This is a genomic window from Serratia sp. ASV30 (assembly GCF_016428815.1).
In the GTDB taxonomy this organism is placed as follows: domain Bacteria; phylum Pseudomonadota; class Gammaproteobacteria; order Enterobacterales; family Enterobacteriaceae; genus Chania; species Chania fonticola_C.
Genome location: NZ_JAELTL010000065.1, coordinates 1 through 26,964, shown reverse-complemented (window position 1 = coordinate 26,964; position 26,964 = coordinate 1). Strand labels below are relative to the sequence as shown.

25 protein-coding genes are annotated in these 26,964 nt (G+C 53.7%); 19 read left to right on the top strand and 6 right to left on the bottom strand.

Annotation, left to right across the window (positions count from 1 at the left end; genetic code table 11):
- Together JHD74_RS21940 and mutT are read left to right on the top strand one after the other, a co-directional pair.
- On the top strand, nucleotides 1-1,306 hold a 1,306-nt coding region (locus JHD74_RS21940; RefSeq protein ID WP_199063506.1), incomplete at its 5' end, for an SEC-C metal-binding domain-containing protein.
- A 79-nt stretch (nucleotides 1,307-1,385) separates the two neighbouring features.
- The gene (gene mutT / locus JHD74_RS21935; RefSeq protein ID WP_199063505.1) at nucleotides 1,386-1,787 is read left to right on the top strand and encodes an 8-oxo-dGTP diphosphatase MutT; all 402 of its coding nucleotides are present in this window, start codon (nucleotides 1,386-1,388) and stop codon (nucleotides 1,785-1,787) included.
- Nucleotides 1,788-1,827: 40 nt separating this feature from the next.
- Here the strand turns inward: mutT and yacG are convergent, their stop codons facing one another.
- The 3 genes from yacG to coaE form a co-directional block, all read right to left on the bottom strand.
- Nucleotides 1,828-2,025, bottom strand: a complete 198-nt coding sequence (yacG, locus tag JHD74_RS21930; RefSeq protein ID WP_233169628.1) for a DNA gyrase inhibitor YacG — start codon at nucleotides 2,023-2,025, stop codon at nucleotides 1,828-1,830.
- Nucleotides 2,026-2,182: 157 nt separating this feature from the next.
- Nucleotides 2,183-2,935, bottom strand: coding sequence for a cell division protein ZapD (gene zapD, locus JHD74_RS21925; protein WP_024527161.1), 753 nt, complete (start codon nucleotides 2,933-2,935; stop codon nucleotides 2,183-2,185).
- Nucleotides 2,932-3,555: a dephospho-CoA kinase gene (gene coaE / locus JHD74_RS21920; RefSeq protein ID WP_024527160.1), complete on the bottom strand. Its 624-nt coding sequence runs from the start codon at nucleotides 3,553-3,555 to the stop codon at nucleotides 2,932-2,934. The genes zapD and coaE overlap by 4 nt, the downstream gene beginning before the upstream one ends.
- A 363-nt stretch (nucleotides 3,556-3,918) precedes the next feature.
- On the opposite strand from coaE, the gene JHD74_RS21915 reads away from it, so the two are divergent.
- Entirely contained in the window at nucleotides 3,919-4,962 is a 1,044-nt protein-coding gene (locus JHD74_RS21915) for a GMP reductase (RefSeq protein ID WP_021179338.1), read from the top strand.
- A 61-nt stretch (nucleotides 4,963-5,023) separates the two neighbouring features.
- Here JHD74_RS21915 and hofC read toward each other — a convergent pair whose 3' ends face one another.
- The 3 genes from hofC to ppdD are packed head-to-tail and all read right to left on the bottom strand — an operon-like array spanning nucleotide 5,024 to nucleotide 8,106.
- Complete coding sequence (hofC, locus tag JHD74_RS21910; protein ID WP_199063504.1) at nucleotides 5,024-6,223, bottom strand: protein transport protein HofC; 1,200 nt, start codon at nucleotides 6,221-6,223, stop codon at nucleotides 5,024-5,026.
- Nucleotides 6,220-7,656 (bottom strand): type II secretion system protein GspE, encoded by a 1,437-nt coding sequence (gene gspE, locus JHD74_RS21905; protein WP_199063503.1) that lies wholly within the window; start codon nucleotides 7,654-7,656, stop codon nucleotides 6,220-6,222. Before gspE ends, hofC begins: the two co-directional genes overlap by 4 nt.
- Before the next feature lie 12 nt (nucleotides 7,657-7,668).
- The gene (gene ppdD, locus JHD74_RS21900; RefSeq protein WP_199063502.1) at nucleotides 7,669-8,106 is read right to left on the bottom strand and encodes a prepilin peptidase-dependent pilin; all 438 of its coding nucleotides are present in this window, start codon (nucleotides 8,104-8,106) and stop codon (nucleotides 7,669-7,671) included.
- A 610-nt stretch (nucleotides 8,107-8,716) separates the two neighbouring features.
- On the opposite strand from ppdD, the gene JHD74_RS21895 reads away from it, so the two are divergent.
- From JHD74_RS21895 to JHD74_RS21820, 16 genes are all read left to right on the top strand, one after another.
- Nucleotides 8,717-8,905: a DUF4762 family protein gene (locus tag JHD74_RS21895; protein WP_071784393.1), complete on the top strand. Its 189-nt coding sequence runs from the start codon at nucleotides 8,717-8,719 to the stop codon at nucleotides 8,903-8,905.
- Between the two features lie 266 nt (nucleotides 8,906-9,171).
- A complete protein-coding gene (locus JHD74_RS21890; protein WP_024527155.1) occupies nucleotides 9,172-9,846 on the top strand; it encodes a DsbA family protein in 675 nt (224 codons plus the stop codon).
- Nucleotides 9,846-10,793 (top strand): ABC transporter, encoded by a 948-nt coding sequence (locus tag JHD74_RS21885; RefSeq protein WP_199063501.1) that lies wholly within the window; start codon nucleotides 9,846-9,848, stop codon nucleotides 10,791-10,793. Before JHD74_RS21890 ends, JHD74_RS21885 begins: the two co-directional genes overlap by 1 nt.
- Before the next feature lie 24 nt (nucleotides 10,794-10,817).
- On the top strand, nucleotides 10,818-12,953 hold the full coding sequence (locus JHD74_RS21880; protein WP_199063500.1) for a peptidase domain-containing ABC transporter: 2,136 nt from the start codon (nucleotides 10,818-10,820) through the stop codon (nucleotides 12,951-12,953).
- On the top strand, nucleotides 12,953-14,113 hold the full coding sequence (locus tag JHD74_RS21875; RefSeq protein WP_199063499.1) for an efflux RND transporter periplasmic adaptor subunit: 1,161 nt from the start codon (nucleotides 12,953-12,955) through the stop codon (nucleotides 14,111-14,113). Before JHD74_RS21880 ends, JHD74_RS21875 begins: the two co-directional genes overlap by 1 nt.
- Complete coding sequence (locus tag JHD74_RS21870; protein ID WP_074028511.1) at nucleotides 14,106-16,061, top strand: ABC transporter permease; 1,956 nt, start codon at nucleotides 14,106-14,108, stop codon at nucleotides 16,059-16,061. Before JHD74_RS21875 ends, JHD74_RS21870 begins: the two co-directional genes overlap by 8 nt.
- Nucleotides 16,058-17,452: an efflux transporter outer membrane subunit gene (locus JHD74_RS21865; RefSeq protein ID WP_370592691.1), complete on the top strand. Its 1,395-nt coding sequence runs from the start codon at nucleotides 16,058-16,060 to the stop codon at nucleotides 17,450-17,452. Before JHD74_RS21870 ends, JHD74_RS21865 begins: the two co-directional genes overlap by 4 nt.
- A gap of 4 nt (nucleotides 17,453-17,456) precedes the next feature.
- Nucleotides 17,457-18,707, top strand: coding sequence for a beta-ketoacyl synthase (locus tag JHD74_RS21860; protein WP_074028513.1), 1,251 nt, complete (start codon nucleotides 17,457-17,459; stop codon nucleotides 18,705-18,707).
- Nucleotides 18,704-19,513: a hypothetical protein gene (locus JHD74_RS21855; RefSeq protein WP_308871285.1), complete on the top strand. Its 810-nt coding sequence runs from the start codon at nucleotides 18,704-18,706 to the stop codon at nucleotides 19,511-19,513. The genes JHD74_RS21860 and JHD74_RS21855 overlap by 4 nt, the downstream gene beginning before the upstream one ends.
- Nucleotides 19,514-19,529: 16 nt before the next feature.
- The gene (locus JHD74_RS21850) at nucleotides 19,530-19,778 is read left to right on the top strand and encodes an acyl carrier protein (protein ID WP_024527147.1); all 249 of its coding nucleotides are present in this window, start codon (nucleotides 19,530-19,532) and stop codon (nucleotides 19,776-19,778) included.
- A gap of 4 nt (nucleotides 19,779-19,782) precedes the next feature.
- On the top strand, nucleotides 19,783-20,517 hold the full coding sequence (locus JHD74_RS21845; RefSeq protein ID WP_199063498.1) for an SDR family NAD(P)-dependent oxidoreductase: 735 nt from the start codon (nucleotides 19,783-19,785) through the stop codon (nucleotides 20,515-20,517).
- Nucleotides 20,518-20,870: 353 nt separating this feature from the next.
- Complete coding sequence (locus JHD74_RS21840) at nucleotides 20,871-21,431, top strand: tyrosine-type DNA invertase (RefSeq protein ID WP_074031856.1); 561 nt, start codon at nucleotides 20,871-20,873, stop codon at nucleotides 21,429-21,431.
- A 466-nt stretch (nucleotides 21,432-21,897) separates the two neighbouring features.
- Nucleotides 21,898-22,446, top strand: a complete 549-nt coding sequence (locus JHD74_RS21835) for a tyrosine-type DNA invertase (protein ID WP_199063497.1) — start codon at nucleotides 21,898-21,900, stop codon at nucleotides 22,444-22,446.
- A gap of 500 nt (nucleotides 22,447-22,946) precedes the next feature.
- Nucleotides 22,947-23,480: a fimbrial protein gene (locus JHD74_RS21830; RefSeq protein ID WP_074031855.1), complete on the top strand. Its 534-nt coding sequence runs from the start codon at nucleotides 22,947-22,949 to the stop codon at nucleotides 23,478-23,480.
- 93 nt (nucleotides 23,481-23,573) lie between these two features.
- Nucleotides 23,574-24,251 (top strand): molecular chaperone, encoded by a 678-nt coding sequence (locus JHD74_RS21825; protein WP_074031854.1) that lies wholly within the window; start codon nucleotides 23,574-23,576, stop codon nucleotides 24,249-24,251.
- Between the two features lie 84 nt (nucleotides 24,252-24,335).
- Nucleotides 24,336-26,903: a fimbria/pilus outer membrane usher protein gene (locus tag JHD74_RS21820; protein ID WP_199063496.1), complete on the top strand. Its 2,568-nt coding sequence runs from the start codon at nucleotides 24,336-24,338 to the stop codon at nucleotides 26,901-26,903.
- The last annotated feature ends 61 nt before the right edge of the window (nucleotides 26,904-26,964 follow it).

The following is a 26,964-nucleotide window of genomic DNA, read 5'->3' as shown; positions in this document are numbered from 1 at the left end:
GACCAAGGCAGGGATCGAACACAAGGTTCTGAACGCCAAATTCCACGCCATGGAAGCGGATATTGTGGCCAATGCGGGTCAGACTGCCGCAGTAACCATCGCCACCAACATGGCCGGTCGTGGTACCGATATCGTGTTGGGCGGCAGCTGGCAGAGCGAACTCTCCCATCTGGAAGAGCCGACTGAAGAGCAGATTGCCGAAATTAAAGCGGCCTGGAAAATTCGTCACGACGCCGTTCTGGCCGCCGGTGGCTTGCACATTATCGGTACCGAACGTCACGAATCACGCCGTATCGATAACCAGCTGCGTGGCCGTTCAGGCCGTCAGGGTGATGCCGGTTCTTCCCGCTTCTACCTGTCAATGGAAGATGCGCTGATGCGTATTTTCGCCTCGGATCGTGTTTCTGGCATGATGCGTAAACTGGGTATGAAGGATGGCGAAGCCATCGAGCACCCGTGGGTCACCAAAGCCATTGCCAATGCGCAACGCAAGGTTGAAAGCCGTAACTTCGATATTCGTAAGCAACTGCTGGAATATGATGACGTGGCCAACGACCAGCGTCGTGCGATCTATAGCCAGCGTAACGAATTGCTCGACGTGTCCGACGTGAGCGAAACCATCAACAGCATCCGTGAAGACGTATTCAAAACCACCATCGACAGCTACATTCCGCCGCAGTCGCTGGAAGAGATGTGGGACGTTCAAGGGCTGGAAGAACGCCTGAAAAACGACTTCGATCTGGATATGCCAATCGCCGAATGGCTGGATAAAGAACCTGAGCTGCACGAAGAAACGCTGCGTGAGCGTATCATGGCGAAGGCGAAGGAAGATTACCTGCGCAAAGAAGAGGTTGTTGGTGCGGAAATGATGCGCAACTTCGAGAAAGGCGTGATGCTGCAGACGCTGGATTCCCTGTGGAAAGAGCACCTGGCGGCGATGGATTACCTGCGTCAGGGTATCCACCTGCGTGGCTATGCGCAAAAAGATCCGAAGCAGGAATACAAGCGTGAGTCCTTCAACATGTTTGCTACCATGCTGGAATCGCTGAAATATGAAGTGATCAGCGTGTTGAGCAAGGTTCAGGTACGCATGCCGGAAGAGGTTGAAGCCCTGGAGCTGCAGCGTCGTGAAGAAGCCGAGCGTCTGGCACGCCAGCAACAGCTGAGCCACCAGGAAGAAAATGCCCTGGCGGTCACCGATCCGAACGCTCCGGCAGTCGCCGAACGCAAAGTAGGGCGTAACGATCCTTGCCCATGCGGTTCCGGTAAGAAATACAAGCAGTGCCACGGCCGCCTGCAAAAATAAGCCGAGTGCAGTGAACGGCTAATGGTAAGGGCTCAGCATGCTGAGCCCTTTTTTTAAGTGGTAACATCTGGAGGATGCGATGAAGCACCTGAACATAGCCGTAGGGATCATCCGTAACCCGCAGCAGGAAATCTTCATCACACGCCGAGCTGCGGATTCGCACATGGCCGGATTTTGGGAATTCCCTGGCGGCAAGATTGAGCAGGGCGAAACGCCAGAGCAGGCATTGGGCCGCGAATTGCTGGAAGAAACCGGGATCCACGCCACTCAGGCACGGCTACTGGAGGTGCTGGAGCACCGCTTCACCGATCGGATCGTGACGCTGAATTTCTACCTGGTAGAGGATTGGAAGGGCGAGCCCTATGGTCGTGAAGGCCAGCCGATGCGCTGGGTGAAACAGGCCGACCTGCGTGAGGAAGAATTCCCCGAAGCCAACGTCAGTATCATCAAACTGTTGGTGGCGCAGGCCAGTGCCGCGTAGTGCATTTTAGGCCTGGGCTACCAGGCCTAATAACACCACTTTAAAGATCCTTATCCTCTTCACTCCACTCTTCGCTTTCATTCAGCTCATTATTGCTGGGAATGCGTTTCTCTTCATCGGCCCATTCACCGAGATCGATCAACTGGCAGCGTTTGCAGCAGAACGGGCGATACGGGCTGACTTCACCCCAAACCACGCCTTTGCCACAGGTTGGGCATTTTACTACGGTCATATTCATTCCTTTCTCCCTCATACCCGTCGCCTTTCAAGCTGCAGCGTTGTTACCTGCACTCACTCACCCCAGTCACTTACAAAAGTAAGCTCCTGGGGATGAGTGAGCTTGGTGCCTAGCTGCAACTTGAAATTCTTAGGGTATAAAAGGTTAATTTCATATGCTAGCAACAGGCCAGCTCAAAGGTCAAGCGCTCTGGCACCAGGCCGTTTTCGCTGTCTAGCGGCAGGAAACGGATGGCATAGCGCGTCTTGTGGCCGGAAATCTGCGGGTAAAGCTGGTAAGCCAGGTTAATACGCAAGCGTAACAGATCTGCCCCTTCGGCGTTATCCTGGAAGAAGCCGTTGAGGCTGATCTGATTGCGAAACGGCCCGGCCTGGCGCACCAGATCCAACACGATGGTCAGCGCCTGATTCAAGGGCTCGAGGGTTTGCAACCAGTCTGCCACGTCGGCATCACGTTCATGCTGCGCTACGTGCATCCACATATGCAGCGTAGGTAAATCAAAGCTGCAACAACCGCCAGGGATGCTCAGACGTTGGCGAACCAGGCTAATCAACCGGTCTTCACGCAGCGCCTGGCCCATACGCGGGGCAGACATCAGCGCAGAGGCACAGCCTTTCAACTGGCTGCGTAGCTGATTGACCACCGAGATATCGACACCGGGCAATTCTGCCCACTGCATTAGTTTCTGCTGCTGGCGTTCCAGCTCTTTGAGCAGTTCGGTACGTACTTCGCCACGTTCCAATACGTCTAGCAGGTCCGCAACGGTACGGAAAAAGGTCAGGGCGATAGCGGTTTCGCTCAGCGCTCTTTGGCCATGCAGTTGCTGTAATAAAAACTCGATCCGCAGCCAGGTGCGCATTTTTTCATTTAACGGGTGTTCAAAGAGAACGGTCGGGGAAGCGTCACTCATTCGGTGTGATCCTGTCGGGTCGCTGAGGTTGCCAGCTCAAGATAGTGTTGATGCAATGCGGCGACATGGGATTCAATTCCTTGTGCGCTACCGCTATTGTCAATTACGTCATCCGCCACGGCCAGACGTTGTTCGCGCGTGGCCTGTGCAGACAGAATATTCAGCGCCTGCTGACGGCTGATGCCATCGCGGGCCATGGTTCTGGCTAATTGTGTTTCGCTGTCGACATCCACCACTAAAACGCGGTCGGCACGATCCTGCAGGCCGTTTTCTACCAGCAAGGGGACTACCCATAGTACGTAACAACTCTGGGCGTTGGCTAGTTGGCGCTGCGTTTCCCGCTGGATCTGCGGGTGCAGCAACTGGTTTAGCCAGCGTTTTTCGTCGGGATCGCTGAAGATCCTCTGACGCAAAGCCGCACGGTTGAGGGATCCGTCCGCCAGCAACATTTCATTACCAAAATGTGCCGCAATGGCATCCAATGCCGGGGTTCCAGGCTCAACAACCTGGCGAGCAATGATATCCGCATCCACAATGGCCACGCCAAAACGTGCAAAGGCGTTGGCAACGGTGGACTTGCCGCTGCCGATACCGCCGGTTAATGCCACTAGGTAGGCCATGGTCAAAGGGGATCCTGATATTCTCTAAAAATTATAAACGAATCATAAAGCGATCGCGCAGAAGTGCAAGCGGGTGCGTTTGACTTGCCCTGCGGTTGGCGTTTTGAGAGGGATAATTTGAACGGCAGCATCGAGAAAATGAGGCGGCAATCACATTGGGATGTCACAGGTAAATTTGTGGGATTGTACCGTAAATAAAGGCGAAATCGCAGTCTTGCCGAGCGATTATTAGTGCGTATGATAACACCACTGGAACTGGCAATAACAATACCCGCCGCCTTTCAAGGTAAAACTTGAAATTCATAGGGTAGTGGTTCGAAATCCCCTTGCGATCCGTCGCCAAAAACCAGGAAATCATAAGTCATGCGTATTGAAGAAGATTTGAAGTTAGGCTTTAAAGATGTGTTGATCCGCCCAAAGCGTTCCACGCTGAAAAGCCGCTCGGAAGTTGAACTGGAGCGCCAGTTTACCTTCAAACATTCAGGTTACAACTGGTCCGGTGTGCCGATTATTGCCGCCAATATGGATACGGTTGGCACCTTCCGCATGGCCGAGGCCCTGGCAACCTTCGACGTTCTTACCGCCGTTCATAAACACTACACCGTTGAGCAATGGGCCGAGTTTGTTCAGCGCTCGTCCGACTCCGTGTTGCGTCATGTGATGGTGTCTACCGGCACTTCTGAAGCCGACTTCGTCAAGATGAAGCAGATCCTGGCACTTTCCCCGGCGCTGAAATTTATCTGCATCGACGTGGCCAACGGCTACTCCGAACACTTTGTTGCCTTCCTGAAAAAAGCCCGTGAAGCTTGTCCTAGCCATGTGATCTGCGCGGGGAACGTGGTTACCGGTGAAATGGTGGAAGAGCTGGTGCTGTCCGGTGCCGACATCGTCAAGGTCGGGATTGGTCCTGGTTCGGTCTGTACCACCCGTGTGAAAACCGGCGTGGGCTATCCGCAGCTTTCTGCGGTGATCGAATGTGCCGATGCCGCACACGGCCTGGGTGGGCAGATTGTCAGCGATGGCGGTTGTTCTGTTCCGGGTGATGTGGCGAAAGCCTTCGGCGGCGGCGCAGACTTTGTCATGCTGGGCGGGATGTTGGCCGGGCACGACGAATGTGAAGGCACCGTGGTGGAAGAGAACGGTGAGAAGTTCATGCTGTTCTACGGTATGAGCTCAGAGTCTGCCATGAAACGCCATGTGGGGGGTGTAGCCGGCTACCGTGCTGCGGAAGGTAAAACCGTCAAGCTGCCGCTGCGTGGTGAAGTCGAGTTTACCGTGCGCGATATCCTCGGTGGTCTGCGTTCTGCCTGTACTTATGTGGGCGCAGAACGTCTGAAAGAGCTGACCAAACGCACCACCTTTATCCGCGTGGCGGAGCAGGAAAACCGCGTTTTCGGCAGCAAGTAATTGCCTGACCTTGTACGGGCACAACATGTGCCCGTATCACACAGCGCGAAAATAGAGAGCATTACCCCAATACATTCCCCAATTGGAATATCGGCAAATACATCGCGATCACCAACGTCCCCACAATCCCGCCAACCACTATCATCAGCAACGGCTCCAGCGTTTGCGCCAGCGTATCGGCGAGTTCATAGGTTTGTTGTTCGTGCCAGACTGCCAGCTTGTCCAACAGAATATCCAACGTGCCGGACTCTTCCCCCACCCGCACTAATTGCTGGCACAAAGAAGGAAACAGCGGCTGTTGAGCTAGTGCGCTGTGGAAGGGATACCCTTGAGAGAGCTGCTGTTCGATCGCCGTCAGCGCCTGGCAATAAAACACAATATTCACCGATAGCTTCGCGGCGCTTAGCCCTGCCACCAGCGTCAATCCGGCCTGCTGTGTCATGGCCAGAATACGGAACACCTGGCTCAGGCAATTGCCCTTGACCAATGAGGCAATCAACGGGATACGTAGCAGCATCGCTTGCTCACGTTGTTGCCAATCTGCTAACGGATGCAACCTGCGCCAATAAAATCCTGCCAGCCCAGCCACCGCGAGCAACAGATAAGGCCCGGTAGCGATCAATGCGCCGGACAGTGTCAGCAGCCCTTGGGTAAACCAGGGCAACGGGGCATCGAATGATTGATAAATCTTGGCAAACTCTGGCAGCACCATCACTAACATCAGAATGGTGACTGAAATGGCCACCAGGCAGATAAACAGCGGGTAGCGCAGCGCCTTCAGCACTTTTTTCTGTAGCCTTTGCTGGGCTTCTTGTTGCTGTGCCAACTGTAGGCAACACCGATCCAGATTACCCGTCAATTCGCCGATGGCGATCAGTTGGCGGTAGATTAGGGGGAATACGCGATGTTGTTCTGCAATCACTTCGGAAAAGGGCTGCCCCATCGCCACGCTGTTGCTGATTTCCAGCAACAGACAGCGCCAGGCTGCCGACTGATGTTCCTGAGCCAGCAACTGTAGGCTATTGACCAGCGGTAACCCGGCTTGCAACAAGGTAGCCAACTGGCGGGTGAATTGGATCATCGGCTCGCCACGCCATTGACGTGTAGAGACCCGTTTCCCCGCCCCCAGTTGGTAAGGCTGCAATCCTTGCTCCAGCAAATGCTGATAGACCTGATTTTTCCCCTCTGCCAGCATCTCGCCATGGCGAATTCCACCTTGGCTGTCGATGGCTTGCCAAGCAAACAGACGGCGAGTTTTCATGGCGTGCTCTCACCCTGTGCTGTCACCCCGACCACGCGGTACAGTTCCTCCAGCGAGGTTATCCCCTGGGCGACCAACTCCAGGCCCGCTTGCAGCAGTGTTGTTTGACCCTGCTGCTGTGCGATATCGGCCAACTTGATCACCGAGGCATTTTGCATCAGGGCATGTTGGATTTCGGGCGTGATCTTCAGCAGTTCGTAAACGCCGATCCGGCCGTAATAACCGCCAAAACAGTGCTCACAGCCGGCCGCACGCCACGGGATCAGGGGTTCCGGCCAAATGGTGGCCGGGAAGTGCAGGATCTCAACTTGTGGATAGCGGCAATGAGGGCACAAACGCCGCACCAGGCGTTGGGCGATCACCAGTTTCAGGCAGGCCGCCAGCAGGTAACCGGGAATGCCCATTTGGGTCAGGCGGGTCAGCGTTTCGCAGGTGGAATTGGTATGCAGGGTCGATAGCACCAAATGCCCGGTTTGTGCCGCCTTGACGGCAATTTCTGCCGTTTCTTTATCGCGGATCTCGCCGATCATGATGACATCTGGATCCTGGCGCAGCAGAGCCCGTAACACGCGAGCGAAGTCCAGATCGGTTTTGCTGTTGATCTGCGTCTGGTTAATACCGAACACCGGGATCTCGATAGGATCTTCAACGCTGCACAGGTTGCTCTGTGCATCGTTCAACTGACGTAACCCGCTGTACAGCGTCACGGTTTTACCGCTGCCGGTCGGGCCGGTCACCAGGATCATGCCTTGCGGATTGCAGAGGGCATTGGCATACCACCCAAGTGCTTCCAGGCTCATACCAAGCTGCTCGAGCGGCAATTCCTGGCGATCGGTTTGCTGGATCCTCAGTACCACCTTTTCCCCATGCAGCGTGGGTAAGGTGGATATCCGCATTGAGAAACTGGCATTATCCAGCTGCACGCTGAGTTGGCCGTCCTGTGGCAGGCGGCGCTCGGCGATATCCAGTTGCCCCATGATCTTCAACCTGGCAGTGATCCTGGCCGCCAGCGAAAAGGGGGGAGAGGCAATTGCCTGCAGCACTCCGTCAATCCTGAGTCTGACGCGGAATCGTTGCTGATAAGGTTCAAAATGCACGTCAGAGGCACGCCGTTGAATGGCGCTACGCAGCGTTTGGTTAATAAATTGCACCACCGGTGTGTCGCTGTCGTCGTTAAGCGAAGGGGGCCGTTCCTCGGTATTTTCCGGTGATGGAACCAGGACGAGGGATTGCCGCTGGTTCTGTGCCTGTTCCAACCGGGCAACGGGCCATTGCTCAATCCCCACGCTTTTGCCGGTGGCGAAACGCAGAGCGCTCACCAGTGCCGCAGGGATTTCACCATGCAGGGCGATAGTCAGCCTCTGCTCGTCTTCGCTGAGTGCCAGTGCCTGATAGCGCTGGCACAGCGCGTGGATTTCATCACTGATTTCCATGCCGCCCCTCCTTTACTGCGCTGCATCATCAAAACGGAAAACTTCCTGGCAGGTTTCCTGCACGCTGGTGTTACTACTGCTGCATTGGCGTGTCCAGCGCATGGGGCCGGTGGAGTCCATTGTGGGAGCCAGCGTCACCGTCAGGCCTTGCAGGCTCTGTGTGCCGATCAGGTTGATGGTTCCCCCGGTGACCTTGATACTGCTGACGTAACGTGTTGTCGCCCCAGCAGGGATCCCTTTGCTGCCCGCATCGCAGCCTGACGGGCCACCGCCTTCCAATGCGCACAATTCAACCGCCATTTTGTACGGCACCATGGCCTGCAACATATCGGTCATGGCGGCCTTCTGGATATAGCGCTGATAGGCAGGAATGCCAATGGCGCTGAGGATGGCGACGATGGCAATCACCACCATTAATTCGATCAGGGTAAAACCGCGTTGTGTTTCCATCTGTTGTTTCCTCCGTGTCATCAGGAGGCAACGTTAAAATGACCAACAGCGGGTGGAGAGGGCGGAATGTGGATTATGCGTGGCTGTTCCACCGCAATATGTCGGTGTTACGCGGCGTTGAAAAACAATGCGTAGTGCTTCACAACCGGGAGGAGATGATGCCTTTTTGATTATACCCCATCGGCTAGGGCCGTTGACTGAGTTGGGGGACGTCCATTTTTTCTCTAAAATTTCACACTCATGGGGTGTGATTATTCTTATCGAATAAGAATAATCCTGTATTTGGCTTTTTTTAACCAATACGATAACTCCTGGGGTTGGCTCTGATTTTATGGGTAAGTACCCTTGTTTTTATAAGAGTAATCCTTCATCAATAATTCCGTAATATAATTCTTATATAATATTTATCAATAAAAATACCATTGATCTGTTTTAGAGATCACGGTATCTTTGCCCTCGCCGTAACAGAGAAGTTAATAAATATCATATATTCTGCGCTTTAATAAAGGCATGAGCTATCGTGCCTTTATATTGAGCGTAGATTTGTTCTATCATTGATGATAGACATAACTAGGGCTGCTTTATTTCACTTTTATATAAGGATGATGTTGTGAAAAAATTAAACGTTTCTGAAGCTAGCACAATCGTTGGCGGCACTTGCAAAACCTGTAGCGTTGAGTATGTAAACCTGACTCCAACCACTTGTAATGCTGTTACCACTTGTGTAGACAAAGATGGCAAGGTTGTTAGCGTTGACAGCAAGCCAGTTGCGCTGAGCAGCTGCCCTGCGCAGCCATAATGTAAACATTGGTTTCCTGTCTGACAGGAACTGATGCCAGTGCTGGTGCGGTAGGGTTTATCGCATCAGCCTGTTTGATTCTCGTGCATTTTTAATGGACTGGGATGTGACTGCTGCAAGGATTATTGCCAGCCTACCTGACTAAAACGATCAATATCCCTCCGTTATTAAGTGCTAATCGATTTACCCTTATACATTAAGGTTTGTGATTATTCACACGCAACCTTGAAAGATTTTGGGTATATGTAATTTAGGACGTAGCGCTCATGTTCAAGAAGCCCTTTTATCTTTTCGCCTATACCCTTTTGGTTATTATTATATCTTCGCTGATCACTACGGCTTATTTCCACTATTTTGTGCTGAATCAGAATGCCGGTCCTGAACAACAGACTCTGACTATGGTCAGCGAGAGCGACGTTAAAACCAGCCCGATAAACACGGATAATACGATTGTCGAGATCTTCTCTTACGGTTGCCACTATTGCGCCTTGAACGAAGAGAATGTTGCCAAGATGGAAGCGCGGATGCCAGCCGGGACTCAACTGGTCCGTGTGCATATCGCCAACCTGAACAATGATGGCCTGGCGAGCTTTGCCCCGTTGTTTGCCACCCTGACGGTGATGGGCATTGAACCACAGCACCGTGAGAGCGCTTATAACGCCATTATCAAAGACAAAATCGATCTGAGTAATCCAGTCAATCGCGATAAATGGTTAACGAAAAACGGTATCGATCTTGATGCCTATAACAAGGCCAGCCAGACACCGCAGGTGGCAGAGCTACTGGACTATATGACCAAAGTATCCGGGCATTACAAAATCAGGGCGACCCCAACGTTTATCGTCAACAAAAAGTGGATGGCCGTGCAGGATCGCGATTTCCCTGAGTTTGCCGATCATCTGCTGTCACTGTTACAGCATGACAAACCGCTGGAGCAATAATGCGTTTATTTGCCGTGTGGGTGTATCTGGCGTGGAGAGAGGCGCTCACAACCCTGGCACGCGGTTCGTTGCCCTTGCGCAGAGCATACGGCAAGACGGTTTGTTGGCTGCTGCGCCACGGCAACTACCGTTGGTTCCTTGGGCTGGCGGCACTGAGCCGCTGGCTGCGATTAAATGACCGGGGCGATCGTCGGCGTGCCTTTGTGGCCGAGGCGAATAAGCAATCCCTGCTCGGGGCCGACTACCAAGGGAATTTTGCCCGCACCAGTCAGCGCCGCCGTTTACTGGAGCTGGCCGCAACCTATGGTCAGAGCCCTCAGGTCGCAGCCCAACTGGCTCGCTGCCAGGCAGAGCTTAATGCGGTCGTCGAGCCTTTGCATCAGGCAGGGCACCCAGTGGTGCTGGCACCGCTGCATATGCTCTCTGACGTGCTGGCCGGTATGGTCGGTGCCGGGGTATTTCCGGGACAGGCAACGGCGATTGTCTCCGTGAGCGTGGAGGTGTATCACGCCAAGGCGCGGGAATTAGGGGGCGTTAACCTGTCCTATTGCTCGATCCATGATGATAACCGAGAAATTGCTGGCAATCTGATGGGCGCGATTATGGAAGCGGCCGATCATCAACGCAATATCATGATTTTCCCGGATATCTCGCCGGATTACACCGTCAATACCAATACGGCGCAAACGGCAAAGCTCAGTTGCCGTCTGTTTGATCGCCCGGCCAATTTGCACAGCGGCGTGATCCGCATTGCCCGAGCGCTGTCGGCGCAGGTGGTGTTTTATTACCTGTATTACGACAAAGAGATAAAAATCCACATTGAACCGCCGATGCCGGCGCGCAGTGTGAAAGCCAGGCTACCGGAAATTGTTGAGAGTTCGATCGTCCGGCACCCTGAGGACTGGCTGTTATGGCACGCACATTCGTTATTTTTTATCAATGAATAAACCGGAAATTGAAGAAGTCAGATCATGGAAAAGATAATCCCGACGCTGGTCTTTCAAGGCGAAACTAACGAATGTGGGCTGGCCTGCATCGCCATGATGGCGGAAACCCAGGGGATTGATGTCTCGCTGGAAAGCCTGCGTGAACGCTATCCGGCCTCGCAGCATGGCACCTCGCTGGCCAGGCTGTGCGATATCATGGGCGAAATGGCGATGCCCGCTTATCCCGTGGCTTTTGAGCATGACGAACTGGCAGAACTGCCGCTGCCCGCCATTTTGCATTATGGTGCCAGCCATTACGTGGTGCTGGCCTACCGTAAAGGCAACCATGTCTGCGTGATGAATCCGGGCATTGGTCAGCAACTGTTGCCGATTGATGCGCTGAAACTGGATATCAGCGGCTATGCGCTGGTGCTGGACAATGAAACCCAGCCCGATCCGCAGGCGCTGGCCAACGTGCAGCGCAGTAAACGCTTTCGCATGTTCGACACCATGAGTCTGAAAGAAACGGCACGTATCCCCGGCATTTACCGATTGATGATACTGGCGTTTCTGATCTCGTTAACCCTGTTTATCATGCCGACGATGGTCAGTAGCGCCATCAACCAGGTCTTTTCTTCTGCGGGAAAAACAGATTTCCCCTATTTTTACTTCCTGCTGGCGTTTGTCGTTTCGACCACGCTGGCCTTCGGCGTGCGCTGGATCACCGAGCGATTTATTAAACGTTTTGTGGTGGTCAACAGCGTGGCCGGTTTCTCGCGCTTGCTCAGTAATTCACTGAATTTCTTTGATAAACGTGCACCAGGTGACGTCTTTAGCCGTTTTGCCAGTTGGCAGATGGCCTCGGGCATTAAAATCGAGCTGGATAACGGCCTGCGTACCGACTGGATCATCGGTGCCATCGCGCTAGCGGTGATGTGCTACATGAGCCCGCTGCTGGCCATGGTGTCTGGCATCAGTGTCACCCTGATGGGGCTGGTTAGCGTCTGGGCCATCTATCGTGACCGCTATTTTACCCAGCAAATGCAGGTCAAAACGGCCGATCAGAGCGACTTTATCCTTGAGAGCATTCAAGGGTTCGCCACCATCAAGTCCGCCGGGCTCGATAGCCAACGCAAGGGCCTGTTTGCCAAATATGCCCTGGCGCTGTTTACCTGCCGCCAGCAGCAGAGAATGTACGAGCAGGTCAAAAGCAGCCTGTATCAGCTGATCGGCAGCCTGGAGATGGTGCTGTTTATGTTCCTGGCGCTGCCGTTGTTGAAAAACGAAACTATCACGCTGGGTGAGTTCTTTGCCTATAGCTTTGTGCGTGAAATCTTCACCTCTTACATCACCAAAATTTTCTATTCCATTCTGCAAAAGAATCAGCTGAATGTGATTGATACCCGCGCCCGGGATCTGTTTCCGTCACGTTCTGCACCGGCGCCAGGCAATGATGCGGTCCCTGCGCCCATCCCGTCGTTCACCTCGCAACTGCGTTATAACCATATCGCCTTTGCCTATGACGCCCAGCAACCGGTGCTGCACGATCTTTCGCTGTCGCTCAGGCCGGGGCAAAGCATTGCCATTGTCGGTGAATCTGGCGCGGGTAAAAGCACCTTGCTGAAGGTGATGACCGGCCTGATGCCACCACAGCAAGGGGACGTAATGGTGGATGGTCAGCCGCTCGATTATCAGCAGGTGCACGCGCTGTTCTTCCTGCAAAGCCAGGAGGACATCTTGTTCAATGCCACGGTGTTGGAAAACATCACGCTGTTTGATGAGAACTTTAATGAGCAAAAGCATCGGCAGATTGAGCGTTCGCTGGAGGGGCTGAATCTTGCCCCGGTGATCGAGAAATTGCCGGGCGGCCTGAATGCCCTGATCCGTGAAAGCCATGCAGGGCTGTCTCAGGGGCAACGTCAACGCCTGTTGCTGGCACGTGCCATGTACAGCGATCGTCCGGTACTGGTGTTGGATGAACCCACGGCCAACCTGGATGAGGAAACGGCGCATCAGGTGATGACCACCTTGCTGGCACATTGTCGCGAGCGGCATAAAACGTTGATCACCGTAACGCACAGCGAAAGCGTATTACCGATGTTTGATCGGGTGTTCCGCGTGAGCAATGGCCATGTGGCCAGCGTCGAAACACTACCGACACTGACTACGGCGGTGTGCTGATGAAGCTGAAACGGCTTGGCATAACCAAACGCTGGCTGGTGTCGATGGCCTTGCTGTGTTTGGTGGCGGTGGGTGCGATCGTCTGGTACGTCACTGTACCCACACAGGAAAATGCCTATGACACCGAAGAGATCACCCGTGGCGATATCGAAAAAACCGTGCTGGCCACCGGCATTCTTAAACCGGCACTGCAGGTTAGCGTTGGTGCCCAGGTTAACGGGCAATTGCAAAAGCTGTATGTGAAGCAGGGCGATCGTGTCACCCGCGGGCAGTTGCTGGCGGAAATCGATCCGACCTTGCAACAGAACGCACTGCGTAAATCGCAAGCGGCCCTGCAAAGCGCCGAAGCGCAAAAGCAAGTCACCCAGGCAACGCTCAAACAGTATCAACAGGAGCTGAAGCGTCAGCAAAAGCTGGATCGTGATGGTTCAGGGGTGAAAAGCGAATTGGAAAAGGCACAGGCGCAGTTCCAAACCCAGCTTGCCCAGTTGAAGGTTAACGACGCGCAGATCGTCCAGGCGCAGATGGAACTGGAAACGGCCAAGGCCAATCTGGGCTTTACCCGCATCGTTGCGCCGATCGACGGTGAAGTGCTGGGTATTGTGACCAAGGAAGGGCAGACCATCGTGTCGTCACAAACCGTCCCGACCATTCTGGTGCTGGCGGATGTGGATACCATGACGGTACACACCCGTATTTCGGAGACCGATATCCTGAAGGTGCGCGTGGGGCAACCGCTGTGGTTTTACGTGGTGGCCGATCCAAAACAGCGCTACGAAAGCGTGATGGGCTCTATCCAGGAAGCCCCCAATGAGGCTTTGCAGGAAGACAACGCATCAAGTTCCTCCAATCAGCAGGCTTCGGCGGTGTATTACAGCGGCGTATTTGCTATCGCCAACAGTAAGCGCCTGTTGCGTACTTCGATGACCGCCCAGGTATTTATCATTACCGAGCAGGCGAAGAACGCCCTGCGTGTCCCGGTAGCCGCCTTTGGTGAACAGCAGGGTAAAGATCGTTATCAGGTACAGGTGATGAACGGTAAACAGCTTGAGTCACGCTGGGTGCGCATCGGCCTGAACGACCGCCAGTTTGCCGAAGTCAAAGAAGGGCTGAAAGAGGGCGACCGCGTGGTATTGGCGGGGAGCGCTAGCAATGGTTAAGCCATCTTCGGCGTTGATCTCACTGAGCGGTATCTCCCGGCATTTTGTCTCTGGGTTGCAGACCGTAGCGGTACTGAAAAATGTCTCCCTCTCCATCCAACCGGGCGAGATGGTGGCGATCGTTGGTGCGTCCGGCTCGGGGAAATCCACGTTGATGAACATCATCGGCTGCCTGGATAAACCCACCGAAGGTGAGATGCAGATCAAAGGTATCTCCACCCAACTCGCCAGCAGTGAGCAGTTGGCCGAGTTACGCAGCCAGTACATTGGGTTTATCTTCCAGCGTTATCATCTGATGCCTTATCTGAGCGCCAGCGAAAACGTCGCCATTCCTGCCCTGTATACCGCGATGCCTGCGGCGGAACGCCAGACGCGGGCCGAGTACCTGCTGACCCGGCTTGGGTTGCAACAGCGGATGAACTACAAACCCGCGCAGCTCTCCGGCGGGCAACAGCAGCGCGTCAGTATTGCCCGCGCGTTGATGAACGGGGCGGAAATTATTCTGGCCGATGAACCGACCGGTGCGCTCGATCGTGCCAGTGGCCAGGAGTTGATGGAAATCCTGCACTCCCTGCATCGCTCGGGGCACACCATCATTATCGTCACCCACGATCGGGATGTCGCCAACCAGGCGCAGCGTATTATTGAAATCAGCGACGGTGAAATTATTGCCGATAGGCGCAATGAAGCGGTCGCGCCACAGAAAACCCGGCCCGTATTGCCGGTGGTCGCTGCCACAGGACGCATGCCGTTTTGGCAGAGCGTACAAGAGGCGATCAAGATGGCCTGGCGTGCGCTGATGGGGCACCGTGCCAGAGCCTTCCTGTCGATGTTGGGCATCATTATCGGTGTCTCTTCCGTGGTGTCGTCAATGGCGGTGGGTGAGGGCGCACGGCAAAATATTCTTAGGGAGATCGGTCAACTGGGCAACAGCACGTTGGAAATCCGCCCTGGTGAGGGGAGAGGGAAAGTACGGCCTGACTTTGCCCGTGCACTGAAGGTCTCTGATGTAGAACTGTTGGCTCGCCAGCAGTATGTCGACAGCGTGTCGCCAGTCGTCAGCAAAACCGTGGCTGCGGTGCGCGGTGGCAAAGAGGTGATGGTGGCGATTTCCGGCATCAGCAATGCCTATTTCCGCGTGCAGGGCCTGCATTTTATCTCTGGTAACGGTTTTACCCAGCGCGATCTGGACGAGCGGGAACCGGTGGTGATTATTGACCCGGAATTACGCGATACGCTGTTTGAAACGGATGAAACACCAGAAGGGGAAATCATCCAGCTTGGCGGTACGCCTTACCGGGTGATCGGCATTGCAGAGCGTAAAGGCGGCAAATTCAGCGGCATGATGTTGGGTGCCTGGATGCCCTATACCGCGCTGCTGGAGCGCATGTCCGGCGATATGCCGATCGAGTCCATGACCTTGCGTGTACGTGACGGGCTTTCACCGCATGAAGTACAGGGGCGCGTGGAAAAATTATTAGAACAGGCTCATGGCCAGCGTGACTTTTACACCCAGACCAACGATCAGATGACGCAGGCCATCCGCAAGGCATCGGATTCGATGAATCTGCTGATCACCGCCATTGCCGGGATTTCACTGCTGGTGGGTGGGGTTGGCGTGATGAACATCATGCTGGTGTCGGTCACCGAGCGTACCCACGAGATCGGTATCCGTCTTTCGGTCGGCGCGCGGCCTGCGGACATCATGCGCCAGTTTCTGATTGAGGCAATGGTGATCTGCTCGCTGGGCGGGCTGATAGGCATTATTGGCTCCGGGTTGGCCGGGGTGATCTTCTCGTGGGTAACCAAAGAGTTCACCATGATCTTTACCTGGCCACCGTTGGTACTTGCCTGCGGGTTCTCTGCACTGATCGGCCTGGGCTTTGGCTTTTTCCCGGCGCGCAATGCGGCACGTCTTCATCCCACGGAGGCGCTGGCGCGCGAATGATGATGAACAAATTCTCTCTAGCCATCTTGTTGCCCCTGCTGCTGGGCGGTTGTGGTTCCTTGACGAAAAGCGATTATCAGCGGCCAATGCTGTCGGTGCCCGCCGAGTGGCGAGTGCAGGATACCGGTTCTGGCTATCTGCAACACACTGACCACTGGTGGGATAACTTCGAGGATCCACAGCTCTCGATGCTGATCGGACGCGCGCTGACCAGCAACAACGATCTGGCTATCGCGGGCATACAGCTCCAGCAGGCCCGATTGGCGGCCGGGTTAACCGATACCAATTTAACGCCTGATGTTTCAGTTACGGGTAGCGCCAACAACAGTAAAAACCTGCGGAATAATACTACTCCGACGGAGTCTTACAGCACGACGTTGTCGCTGAGCTATGAGCTGGATCTGTGGGGTAAATTGGCCCGAGCCAGGGAGCAGTCGCAGTGGCAGGTTGAAGCCACGGAGCAGGATCGGCAAAACACCGCGCTGACGCTCATCGGTAATACGGCGCAGTATTATTGGCAGATCGCCAACCTCAACCAGAAGATAAAACAGCAGCAAACGGGTCTGGAAATCAGTCAGCAGACGCTGGCTCTGGTTCAGTCACGCTATGCTTCCGGTGCCGCTGGGCAGCTCGATCTGTTACAGGCGAAACAGTCGTTGCTCAATCGTGAAAATGCCTATCGCACGCTGCAACAGCAGCGGGAAGAGAACCGTAATGCGCTGGCGATCCTGTTTAACCGTTCGCCTACCGATCGTCAGGCAGAACGCAGCTCGCTGGACATCAATCAGGATGTGCCAATTGCCAAAGTGCTGCCGGTTGAAGTCATTGCCCGTCGCCCAGACGTGAAGGCGGCGGAAGGGCGCCTGCGCGCAGCTCTGGCAGGGTCGGACGTGCAGCGTTTGAGCTTCTACCCATCGCTGTCACTGGCGGCCTCACTCGGTTCTGCCAGCAGCATTTTCTCTCAATGGTTCAGCGATCCGGTCAGGACGCTGGGAGCCAACGCTGCGTTGCCGTTTGTGCAATGGAACACGGTGCAATTGACCATTGAGAAGTCGGATTTGGACGTCAAACAGGCGGCGATCGTCTTTCGTAGCCAGGTCTACAACGCGCTTGCCGATGTGGATAACGCCATGTCGCAACGCCTTAGCTATCAGCAGCAAAAAATCAATCAGCAACAGAATCTGCAGCTTAGCCAGCAGCGCCTGGTATTGGCCAGAAGCCAGTACCAGGCGGGGGCCGTCTCTTTCCAGAGCCTACTGGATGCTGAGGACGATCTGCTGACCATCGAAACCAATTTGTCAGATCTGCAGTACAACTACCTCAATGCCACTATGAAACTGTGGTTGGCATTGGGCGGCGGTGTGGAAAAAGACAGTGATATAACAGGATGAGATCATGAATAAAGATGCTTTGTCACGTCGCGTGGTGGTTACAGGTTTTGGTGCGGTCACGCCATTGGGGATGAATGCCGAGCAGAGCTGGGCGGCGATTATGGATTATCAGTTGGGCTACCGCTATTTCGATCGGTCTGCCGTGGGGATCCAGTCACGCTTCTTCGGGGTGATCGACGATGAACCCAGCCTGAAGGGCGTCCCTGCTGCGATCCGTCGCCGTCTGCCACGTTTTGCCCGCCTGGCGTTGGGGGCGGCCCGCGAAGCAATGGAGATGGCCTTCCATGGGGAGAGCCCGGCGGCCTATTACGATCTGCTGGAGTGCGGCACCATCATCGGCAGCGGATGGGCGGGTCAGGATGAAACCCACATTAATTACGAAGGTTATCTGCGCACGGGGTTGGGCTCACCCTTTGGCTGTTTCCTGTCCATGCCGAATGCCGCGACGGCCGCCTGTAGCCTGTTCTGGGGCCTGCGCGGCTATCAGAATAGCCCGATTGCGGCCTGTGCGACTGGAACGATCGCCATTGGCGATGCGTTTGAGGTGATCCGCAGTGGCCGTGCCTCGATGATGCTGGCCGGGGCAGGTGAGTCGTTGTGTACCGATGCTGCCGTGTGGAACATCGATATCCTGCGCGCCTTGGCGAGTGAGCAGGATGATGCCAGCAAGGCCTGCTGCCCGTTCAGCCTCGATCGCAACGGCTTTGTCCTTTCCGAAGGCGCTGCCGTGTTGTGCCTGGAAGAGCGCGAAGCCGCGATGGCGCGTGGGGCAACCATCCTGGGGGAAATCAAGGGCTACGGCAATTACTCCGATGCCTTCGACTTTACCGCCCCGGCGGAAGACAAGATTGCCCGGGTGAAAACCATCCAGCACGCCTTGCGGCAGGCTGGGGTGACGGCGGAGGAGATTGACTATATCAATGCGCACGGCACCTCTACGCCCCTCAACGATCTGAATGAAACCCAGGCGATCAAGCTGGCCTTCGGCGAGGCGGCCTACAGCACGCCGCTTTCCAGCACCAAGTCTTACTCCGGGCATCTGATTGCGGCGGCAGGCAGCTTTGAATCCATCATCTGTCTGCAAGCGTTGCAGCACCAACTGATGCCCGCCACCTGTCACCTGAAAAATGCCGATCCGGAGTGCGATCTGGACTACATCAGCGAAGGGCATCGCCCGGCACGGCTACAGAACATCTTGAATCTGAGCTTTGGTTTCGGCGGCGCTAACGCGGCCTTGGTTATCGGGCGGGCATGAGCATGATCCTCAACTACACCTTGCGCGATGCCGAGGAGTGGGCCGCCTTTTCCGGTGACTACAACCCGATCCACTTTGATCTGCAGCACGTGCGCAAAATGGGGGCCGACCAGCTAAGCGTCCATGGGATGCGTGCGATGCTGGACATGAAACGTCATCTGAGTGCGGTGTTACTCGCGACTCCGCTGGAGCATGACTTTTATGTTTTCAGCACCCGCATGCGCCGGCCGGTGCTGTGCCAGACGCCGTATCACTTGCAGATTGTGGGCAATGGCAAGCAGATCACCGGCAAGATGCTGGACAGTGTCACGCAGGAAAGCTGTTTCAACAGCAAACTGGCTCCGGCTCAGTCGTTAGAGCTGGTAGCTTCTGAGTATGAGCATGCGCTGACCGTTAACGAGGTGATGGCTCTCAGCCAGCGGTTCCCGGGGCAGGCATCGGAGGCCACTCAGGCGTGGAGTTTCTTTGACGCCCTGCTGTTCCAACTGCTGGTGAAATCCCCGGAAACCTTGGCGGCGCTGACGACGGCGCTGCCGGAACTGCAGGTTGCTACGTTGATTGAGGTGTTTGCTCAGATCCCGGTGGTACAGACACACCATGAGACCCACTTCAGCGCCCGATTATTCAACCCAGAAACGCTATTTGAACCCGAAGATCGGCTCTACTACCGCATTCAGCCGATGCTGGTTATCGGGGACCGAAACAGCGGATTTGTGTTACGCGCGGTGATCGAGGCCAGAACGCAGCGGCAGCCTCTGCTCGTCACCTCGGTGACCTTAAAAACATGGCCATTGGCCGACAATTAACCACAGGGATATAACCATGGAAAACTACCAACAGGTTTACGACACCGTTACGGAAATGATTTGTGATGCCAAAGATCTCGAGATGGCCGATCTGGCGCCAGAGATGCCCCTGCAGCAGTTGAAGCTGGACAGCCTGGACTATGTGGAGCTGATGGTATTGGCCAAACGCGAGTTCGGAGTCACGCTCAACGCCGAAATGTTCATCAATCAGCCGAATATGACGCTGGGTGAACTCTGTCAAAGCCTGGCCGACGCGCAAAAATAACCCTATGACTAAGCAATGGGTATTAGTGACTGGCGGTAGCCGGGGGATTGGCCGAGCATTGGTGGAAGAACTGGCCAAGCAATGGAACGTGGTGTTCACCTGCCGTCACGCTCAGTCGGCCAGCACGGCGGTGATTGAAGCCTGCTCGGGTTTGCCGGGTTGGGTGGAAAGCTGCGTCTGTGACGGCAGTGACGAGCAGGCGGTGAACGTTGTGGCTCCGCCGTTGCTGGCACGCCTCGGTGCACCTTTTGCGGTGATCCATAACGCCGGGATCACGCTGGATGATTTGCATATCCAGCAAACCGGTGAGCGCTGGCGGCAGGTGATCGACACCAACCTGAACGCCATCTTCTACTGGAACCACCACCTGCTGCCCGCCATGATGGCGCAGGGGGAGGGGGCGATGGTGCTGATGTCTTCGGTGACGGGCATCAAGGGCAATACCGGACAAACGGCCTATGGGGCCAGTAAGGCGGCGATGATCGGCATGGGGAAATCTCTGGCGCTGGAAGTGGCCCGTTTTGGTATCCGTGTGAACTGCCTGTTGCCCGGGATTATCGAAAGCGAGATGACGCAGGCCATTCCGCCGGAGGCGCTGAAGGCGCTGCGCAAGCAAATTCCTCTGCGCCGCCTGGGCAAAGCCAGCGAAGTGGCGCGTACCACCGCGTTTCTCATCGGTGATGACAGCCGTTATATGACGGGCCAAAGCCTGATCCTTGACGGGGGTTTGACCGTCTAAGGTAAGTCTGATTTACTCTTCTATTGGGGTATCTCTGCATACCCCAAGTACTTTCGATAACCCCCTATTGCCTCACCTCAGAGCATCCACGATCTCCCCCTCTTTCTATCAAATGGTGAGTCTAGCTTACGATCTGCGCGGTTAAATAAAGCACCATTGTTAAAATTGACTGTTCAAAAAACAGACTATTCCACACGTTATTACCACGGGGTGAAATGAATAAATGGCACTAAATCCGCTGAAATTCGATTTATTCCACAAAGTTATGCTGAGCATCAGGTTGTCGCTTGACCAGAATTTTCTTATGTCGTTAAATCAAATGTCTTAAAGAAATGTGTATAGGGAAATACCGCATGTCGGCTAACACCAATCGTAAGTTTTTGAGCATGGATGAAGTACAGCGTTTACTTGATGCAATTCCTGATCATAAGAATACCGTCCGTGATAAATGTATGCTGCTGGTTTGCTTCATTCATGGATTGCGCGTCTCCGAACTCTGTAATCTGCGCCTGCAGGATCTGGATTTACTCAGCAAAAAATTGTATGTCAACCGCCTGAAAAATGGCTTTTCTGTCCAACATCCGATCCAGCCGCGTGAGCACTCCGCACTGGTCAGTTGGCTGGCACTGCGCCCGCAATATCTTGAAGCAGACTGTGATTTTCTGTTTCTGTCACGCCAGGGGGGGCGACTTTCTCGCCAGCAGATGCATCGCCTGTTCCGCGAGTACGGTGAACTTGCTGGACTGAATGTCCCTGTTCATCCACATATGTTACGCCACGCCTGTGGCTATGCACTGGCTGATGGCGGCATTGATACTCGTTTAATCCAAGACTATTTGGGCCATAAAAATATTCAGAATACGGTAATTTATACGGCCAGTAACGCGGGGCGTTTTCGCTCGATTAGAATATAATTAAAATCTGCTTGAAATACAGTTTATTTAATTCATCTATAATGGTTAAACTCATCCAATCTTGGTTGAGTTTAACATTGGATATATAACCACCCCTAATTTATTATGCGGTCATGGATAAGGATTTCATGAAGGTATAATATATAAATACAATATTAGCTACTGCACTCATTATTGATAAGGTATTTTATTGCATTGTGATTGAATTGTTTTTTCGGATTTATCTCTCACTTAAGAAAGAATAATCCTTTAAATTATAGGGTATTGGTTTTTCTATGGCGTTTCTTTTTTTTTGTCGGATATCCTTAGCAATTCAATGGCTGTTGTCTTTTTTCCTCTCCGCTATACTGATCTGGGATAGGTTGAAGCTGTAGCAACCCTTGCATCAGCGATCCTATGAATCTTGTAGGTATGTAAAAGGATGAATAGCCCTGCACATTTTTTAGTAAAGTCACAGTGAGGCACTATGAATAATCGCAAGCATCTGACTCCTTCCGAAGTTGCGCGTCTGCTAGGAGCTACTCAGCAGGGTAAGCACGCTGAACGCGATTACTGTTTGATTTGGATGTGTTTTATCCACGGATGTCGCGTCAGTGAGATCAACCGCTGGCGCCTTTCCGATATCGATTTGGAGGGCAAAAGCATTTATATTCATCGCTTGAAAAACGGCTTTTCCACTATTCATCCTTTATATGCCAAAGAACATAAAGCGTTACGCGCCTGGTTAAAGGTCAGACGCACTTATCGAGGTGCCGACAGCGACTGGTTATTCCTTTCCGAGAAGGGAAACCATCTCTCCCGCCAGCGTATCTACTGGTTAATGCGTAATTATAGCGAGTTGGCTGGTCTGGAGGTTAACGCTCATCCTCACATGCTGCGACATGGTTGTGGTTTCGCGCTGGCAGACCGCGGGATAGATACTCGGTTGATTCAGGATTTTCTTGGGCATAGGAATATTCAGCACACCGTACTTTATACGGCCAGCAATGCGCGGAGATTTAAAGAAGTCTGGTAAACAAAATGTAATAATTTAATTCACCCGGTACACTTTGAACTAAACTGTCACGCACTCTAAGGATTATCTTTTTGCGAGTCAACAAATTTGTTGTGGCAACATTCCTAATTTTTAAATAATGTTCAACATCAATAAGTTAAGTTGATTTCTGAACAACTATTCATCATTGCGCTCTCCCCCATTAGTGGCTGTTCAAGCCCACTACTGATAGGTCTAAAAAATCCCCCTCGGCACTGTAGATAGTCTTAACGTTTCATGTTTGTTCGTTAATTGTTCACCGCTTGAAGTTTAATGCTGGTGGCTAGGAAATTTCAGCATAAATAATTGGACGGTACACTTTAGTTCAAAATGACTCGTCGGTTAGATAAGGCTTAACGGCTTGATGGGTTATTTAACGGGAGAGGTTCTCGCTTGGAGCTAAATAAACAGGGAACGACATAAGGCTATGTCAAATAATTTTGCTATGCACATGGGTGCATTACATTAAAGGAAAGTGTTGTATGAAAAAGAATCTGATTGCTGTTGCCGTATTGGCCTCCTCTGTGTTTGCCGTTACCGCTGCTGCCGCTGCTGATGGTCAAGTGGATTTCGTAGGTAAAATCACCGATGACGCTTGTGTTGTGACTAACAACCCAGCCAGCCCACTGCAAGTGAATCTGGGTGAAGTCGCGACCACTTCTTTCAACGTGGGTGGCGTTCCGACTGCGGGTGTTAAATCTTCTGCAACCAATTTCACCATCAAATTGACAGGTTGCCCGGCTGCGGCAACTCAAGCTTCAGTCAAATTTGACGGTATCGCTGTATCTGGTGACAACACCGTTCTGGCACTGACTGCTGGTGGCGCAACAGGTGTTGGTATTCAGCTGAGCGATGACGCTAACGCTGTAGTTCCATTGTTTACCGCATCTAAATCATATCCACTGGTTGTGGGTAATAACGATCTGAACTTCGTTGCACGTTATATCTCTACCTCCTCCACCATCACTTCTGGTGTTGCGAACTCCACCGCTAGCTTCACCCTTAACTACAACTAAGACTTTACCAATTCGACGTAGAGATTAGTTGTTCTGATTTCAGGCCAGCGGTAGTTGAGCTGGCCTTTATGTCTCATTTCACGGGGTGTTTGTATGAAATTTATTCCTGCCACAGTGCTGACGAGCTTGCTGATGATGAGCTGTGCTGCTCAGGCCGGTGTGATTGTGGGCGGTACGCGTCTGATTTATGAAGGCGGTAAAAAGGAGTCTTCACTGAGCGTCAGTAACCCGGACAAGGGGCCGTACCTCATCCAGACCTGGGTAGAGACCACCGCAGGTGGCGCTGAGAAAGCCCCCTTTGTGGTAACCCCGCCGCTGTTCCGCCTGGATGGCGACCAGAAAAACGTCCTGCGCGTGGTACGTGCCGGGGGCAATCTGCCCTCCGATAAAGAATCGTTGTATTGGATGAACATCAAGTCCATCCCCGCAGCCAGCAAATCTGAAGTCCGCAATACGCTGCAAATTGCAGTGAAGACGCGCATCAAGCTGATTTACCGTCCGCAGGGCATCAAAGGCACGCCGGAGCAAGTCACAGAGAAACTGACCTGGCAACGCAGTGGTAATAACCTGCAGGTGACCAACCCGACGCCGTTTTATATGAATTTCTATGAAGTGAAGGTTGCAGGCAAGAAATTGAACGATGTGACCTATGTGGCTCCGATGAGTACGGCAAGCTTTGCACTGCCAACCGGAGTGAGCGGCGGCCCGCTCAGCTGGAAGATTATCAATGACTACGGGGCGGTAAGCAAAGAGCAACTCGCGTCGTTATAGCGTTCAGAGAGCAGGGATCCCCACAGGCTGTGGGGCACAGGACACAGGGGGTAGTTTCACCCTGTAGGCAATGGAGTCAAACGGATGAATAATTATAAAAGCCAGGCCGGGCACTCGCCGCGCGTCAGTAGGCTGGCGTATTTGATCGCTGCCCAGCTGGCATTGATGGGTACCCTATCCTTTAGCGTACAGGCGCGTGACTATTTTAACCCTGCACTGCTGCAAATGGATAACCCAAACCAGGGGGCGACAGATTTAACCGTTTTTGAAGAAGGCATAGGTCAGGCACCAGGCACCTATCGGGTCGATATCTATCTCAATAACGAACAGCAGGACACACGGGATGTGACGTTCAGTATGCAAAAAGGGGCTGATGGCAAAGAGCATCTGCAACCTTGTCTGAGCGTAGAGCAACTCAATGCCTTGGGGGTGAAAACCGATTTATTCCCAGGGCTCGGTGATGCCAAGTCACAATGCGCCAACATCAGTGCCATTCCCCAAGCCAGCGCCAAGTTCCGTTTCAGCGAACAGCAATTGCTGATCAGTATTCCTCAGGCAGCCCTCTCACAGAAAGCACGTGGTTACGTTCCTGAAAGCCAGTGGGATCAAGGTATCCCGGCATTGCTGCTCAACTACAGCATGAGCGGTGCCAACACTTATGCACGTAATGGTAATAGCCAAGACAGCAACAGCCAGTACGTCAACCTGCGGCCAGGTGTCAACCTCGGGGCGTGGCGGTTGCGTAATTACACGACCTGGAGCCGAAGCAGTGACGGCCAGGATAAATGGGACACCATCTATACCTATGCCCAGCGTGACATTATCGCGCTGAAAAGTCAGATGACGCTGGGGGATAGCAGTTCGCCTTCGGACGTGTTCGACAGCGTACCGTTCCGTGGTGGGCAGTTGGCCTCGGACGACGAAATGATACCGGACAGCCTGAAGGGTTATGCGCCAATGGTACGGGGTATTGCACGAACCAATGCGCAGGTGATTATCCGCCAGAACGGCTACGTGATTTACCAGACCTACGTGGCTCCAGGTGCGTTTGAAATCAACGATATGTTCCCTACCGGGGGCAGCGGTGACCTGCTGGTGACCATTAAGGAAGCCGACGGTAGCCAACAGCAGATGGTGGTGCCGTTTGCCTCGCTGCCCGTGCTGCAGCGTCAAGGTCGTTTGAAGTACTCGGTCACCAGCGGGCAGTACCGTTCTTATGACAACAGCATAGACAAGACCCTGTTTAGCCAGGGTACAGCGATTTATGGTCTGTCCAATGGATTTACCGCCTACGGCGGTGGCCAGTTTGCCAGTAAGTACCAGTCTGTGGCCTTGGGGTTGGGCAAGAACATGGGTGACATCGGTGCCATATCGGCAGACGTGACCCAGGCATGGTCTACGATGCAAGACCAACCTAAAACCGATGGCCAATCATGGCGAGTTCGTTACAGCAAGAACCTCGTACAGACGGGTACCAACTTCTCGATTGCCGGATACCGTTACTCAACCGCGGGCTACTACAGTTTGCAGGAAGTATTGGACACCTACCGTGACGGTAGTAGTTACCGGCTCACCGACCGCAAGCGCAACCGCAGCGAGTTGACCATCAGCCAGAACCTGGGAGATGCGGCGGGAACCCTGTCATTAAACTGGGTCAGCGAAGATTACTGGAACAGCGATCGTACCTTACGCTCGATTGGTGCCGGCTATAACAACAGCTGGAACGGTATCAGCTACGGGGTGAGCTACAGCTATAACGAAAACTCGACGGCCAGTGGCAACAGCAGTGGCGCCGTTTATGACCGCGATCAGATCTTTGCGCTTAACGTCAGCATACCGCTGGATCGTTGGTTGAGCAGGACTTATGCCAGCTACAACCTGAACACCAGCCAGAAGGGGTCCACCAACAACTCCGTCGGCCTGAACGGCACGGCGTTAGCGGACAACAACCTGAGTTGGGGCGTACAGCAAAGCTATGGCAACAAGGGCATCGGCAACGGCGGCAACCTGAATGCCGACTATCGCGGTACCTATGGGGAAGTGTTAGCGGGTTATGCCTACGATCGCAACAGTCAACGACTGAACTACGGCCTGCAGGGCGGCGTTATAGCGCACCAGGACGGGGTGACCTTCGGCCAGCCGTTGGGGGAAACCATTGCGCTGGTGAAAGCACCAGGAGCCGGTGGCACGGGAGTTAACAACCAGACCGGGGTTAAAACCGACTGGCGTGGCTATGCCATCGTGCCGTACGTCAGCCCTTATCGCAAAAATCAGGTGCAGTTGAATACCGAAACTATGGCGGATGACGTTGAGGTGGAGTTGACCTCTCAGAACGTGGTGCCAACCCGTGGTGCTGTAGTTCGAGCCAACTTCCAGGCCAACGTGGGCCAGCGAATACTGATGACGCTGTTACGCCAGGGGGGCGCACCGGTACCGTTCGGTGCCACGGTGAGCGATCCGGCACAGCAAACAGCACAGGGCTTTATCGTCGGGGACGGTGGCCAGGTTTATCTGACCGGGATGGCAGACAGCGGCAGCCTGAATGTGAAGTGGGGCAGCGGTTCAGACCAACAGTGTCAGGTGAGTTACTCACTGACAAAACAGACAACGGAAAGTGCTGGCATTCAGATGCTGAATGCGCAGTGCCGGTAAGGAACGATGATGAAGTTAATCAGGTTAGTTAAATTAACATTGGGCGGCCTGCTGTGCCTGT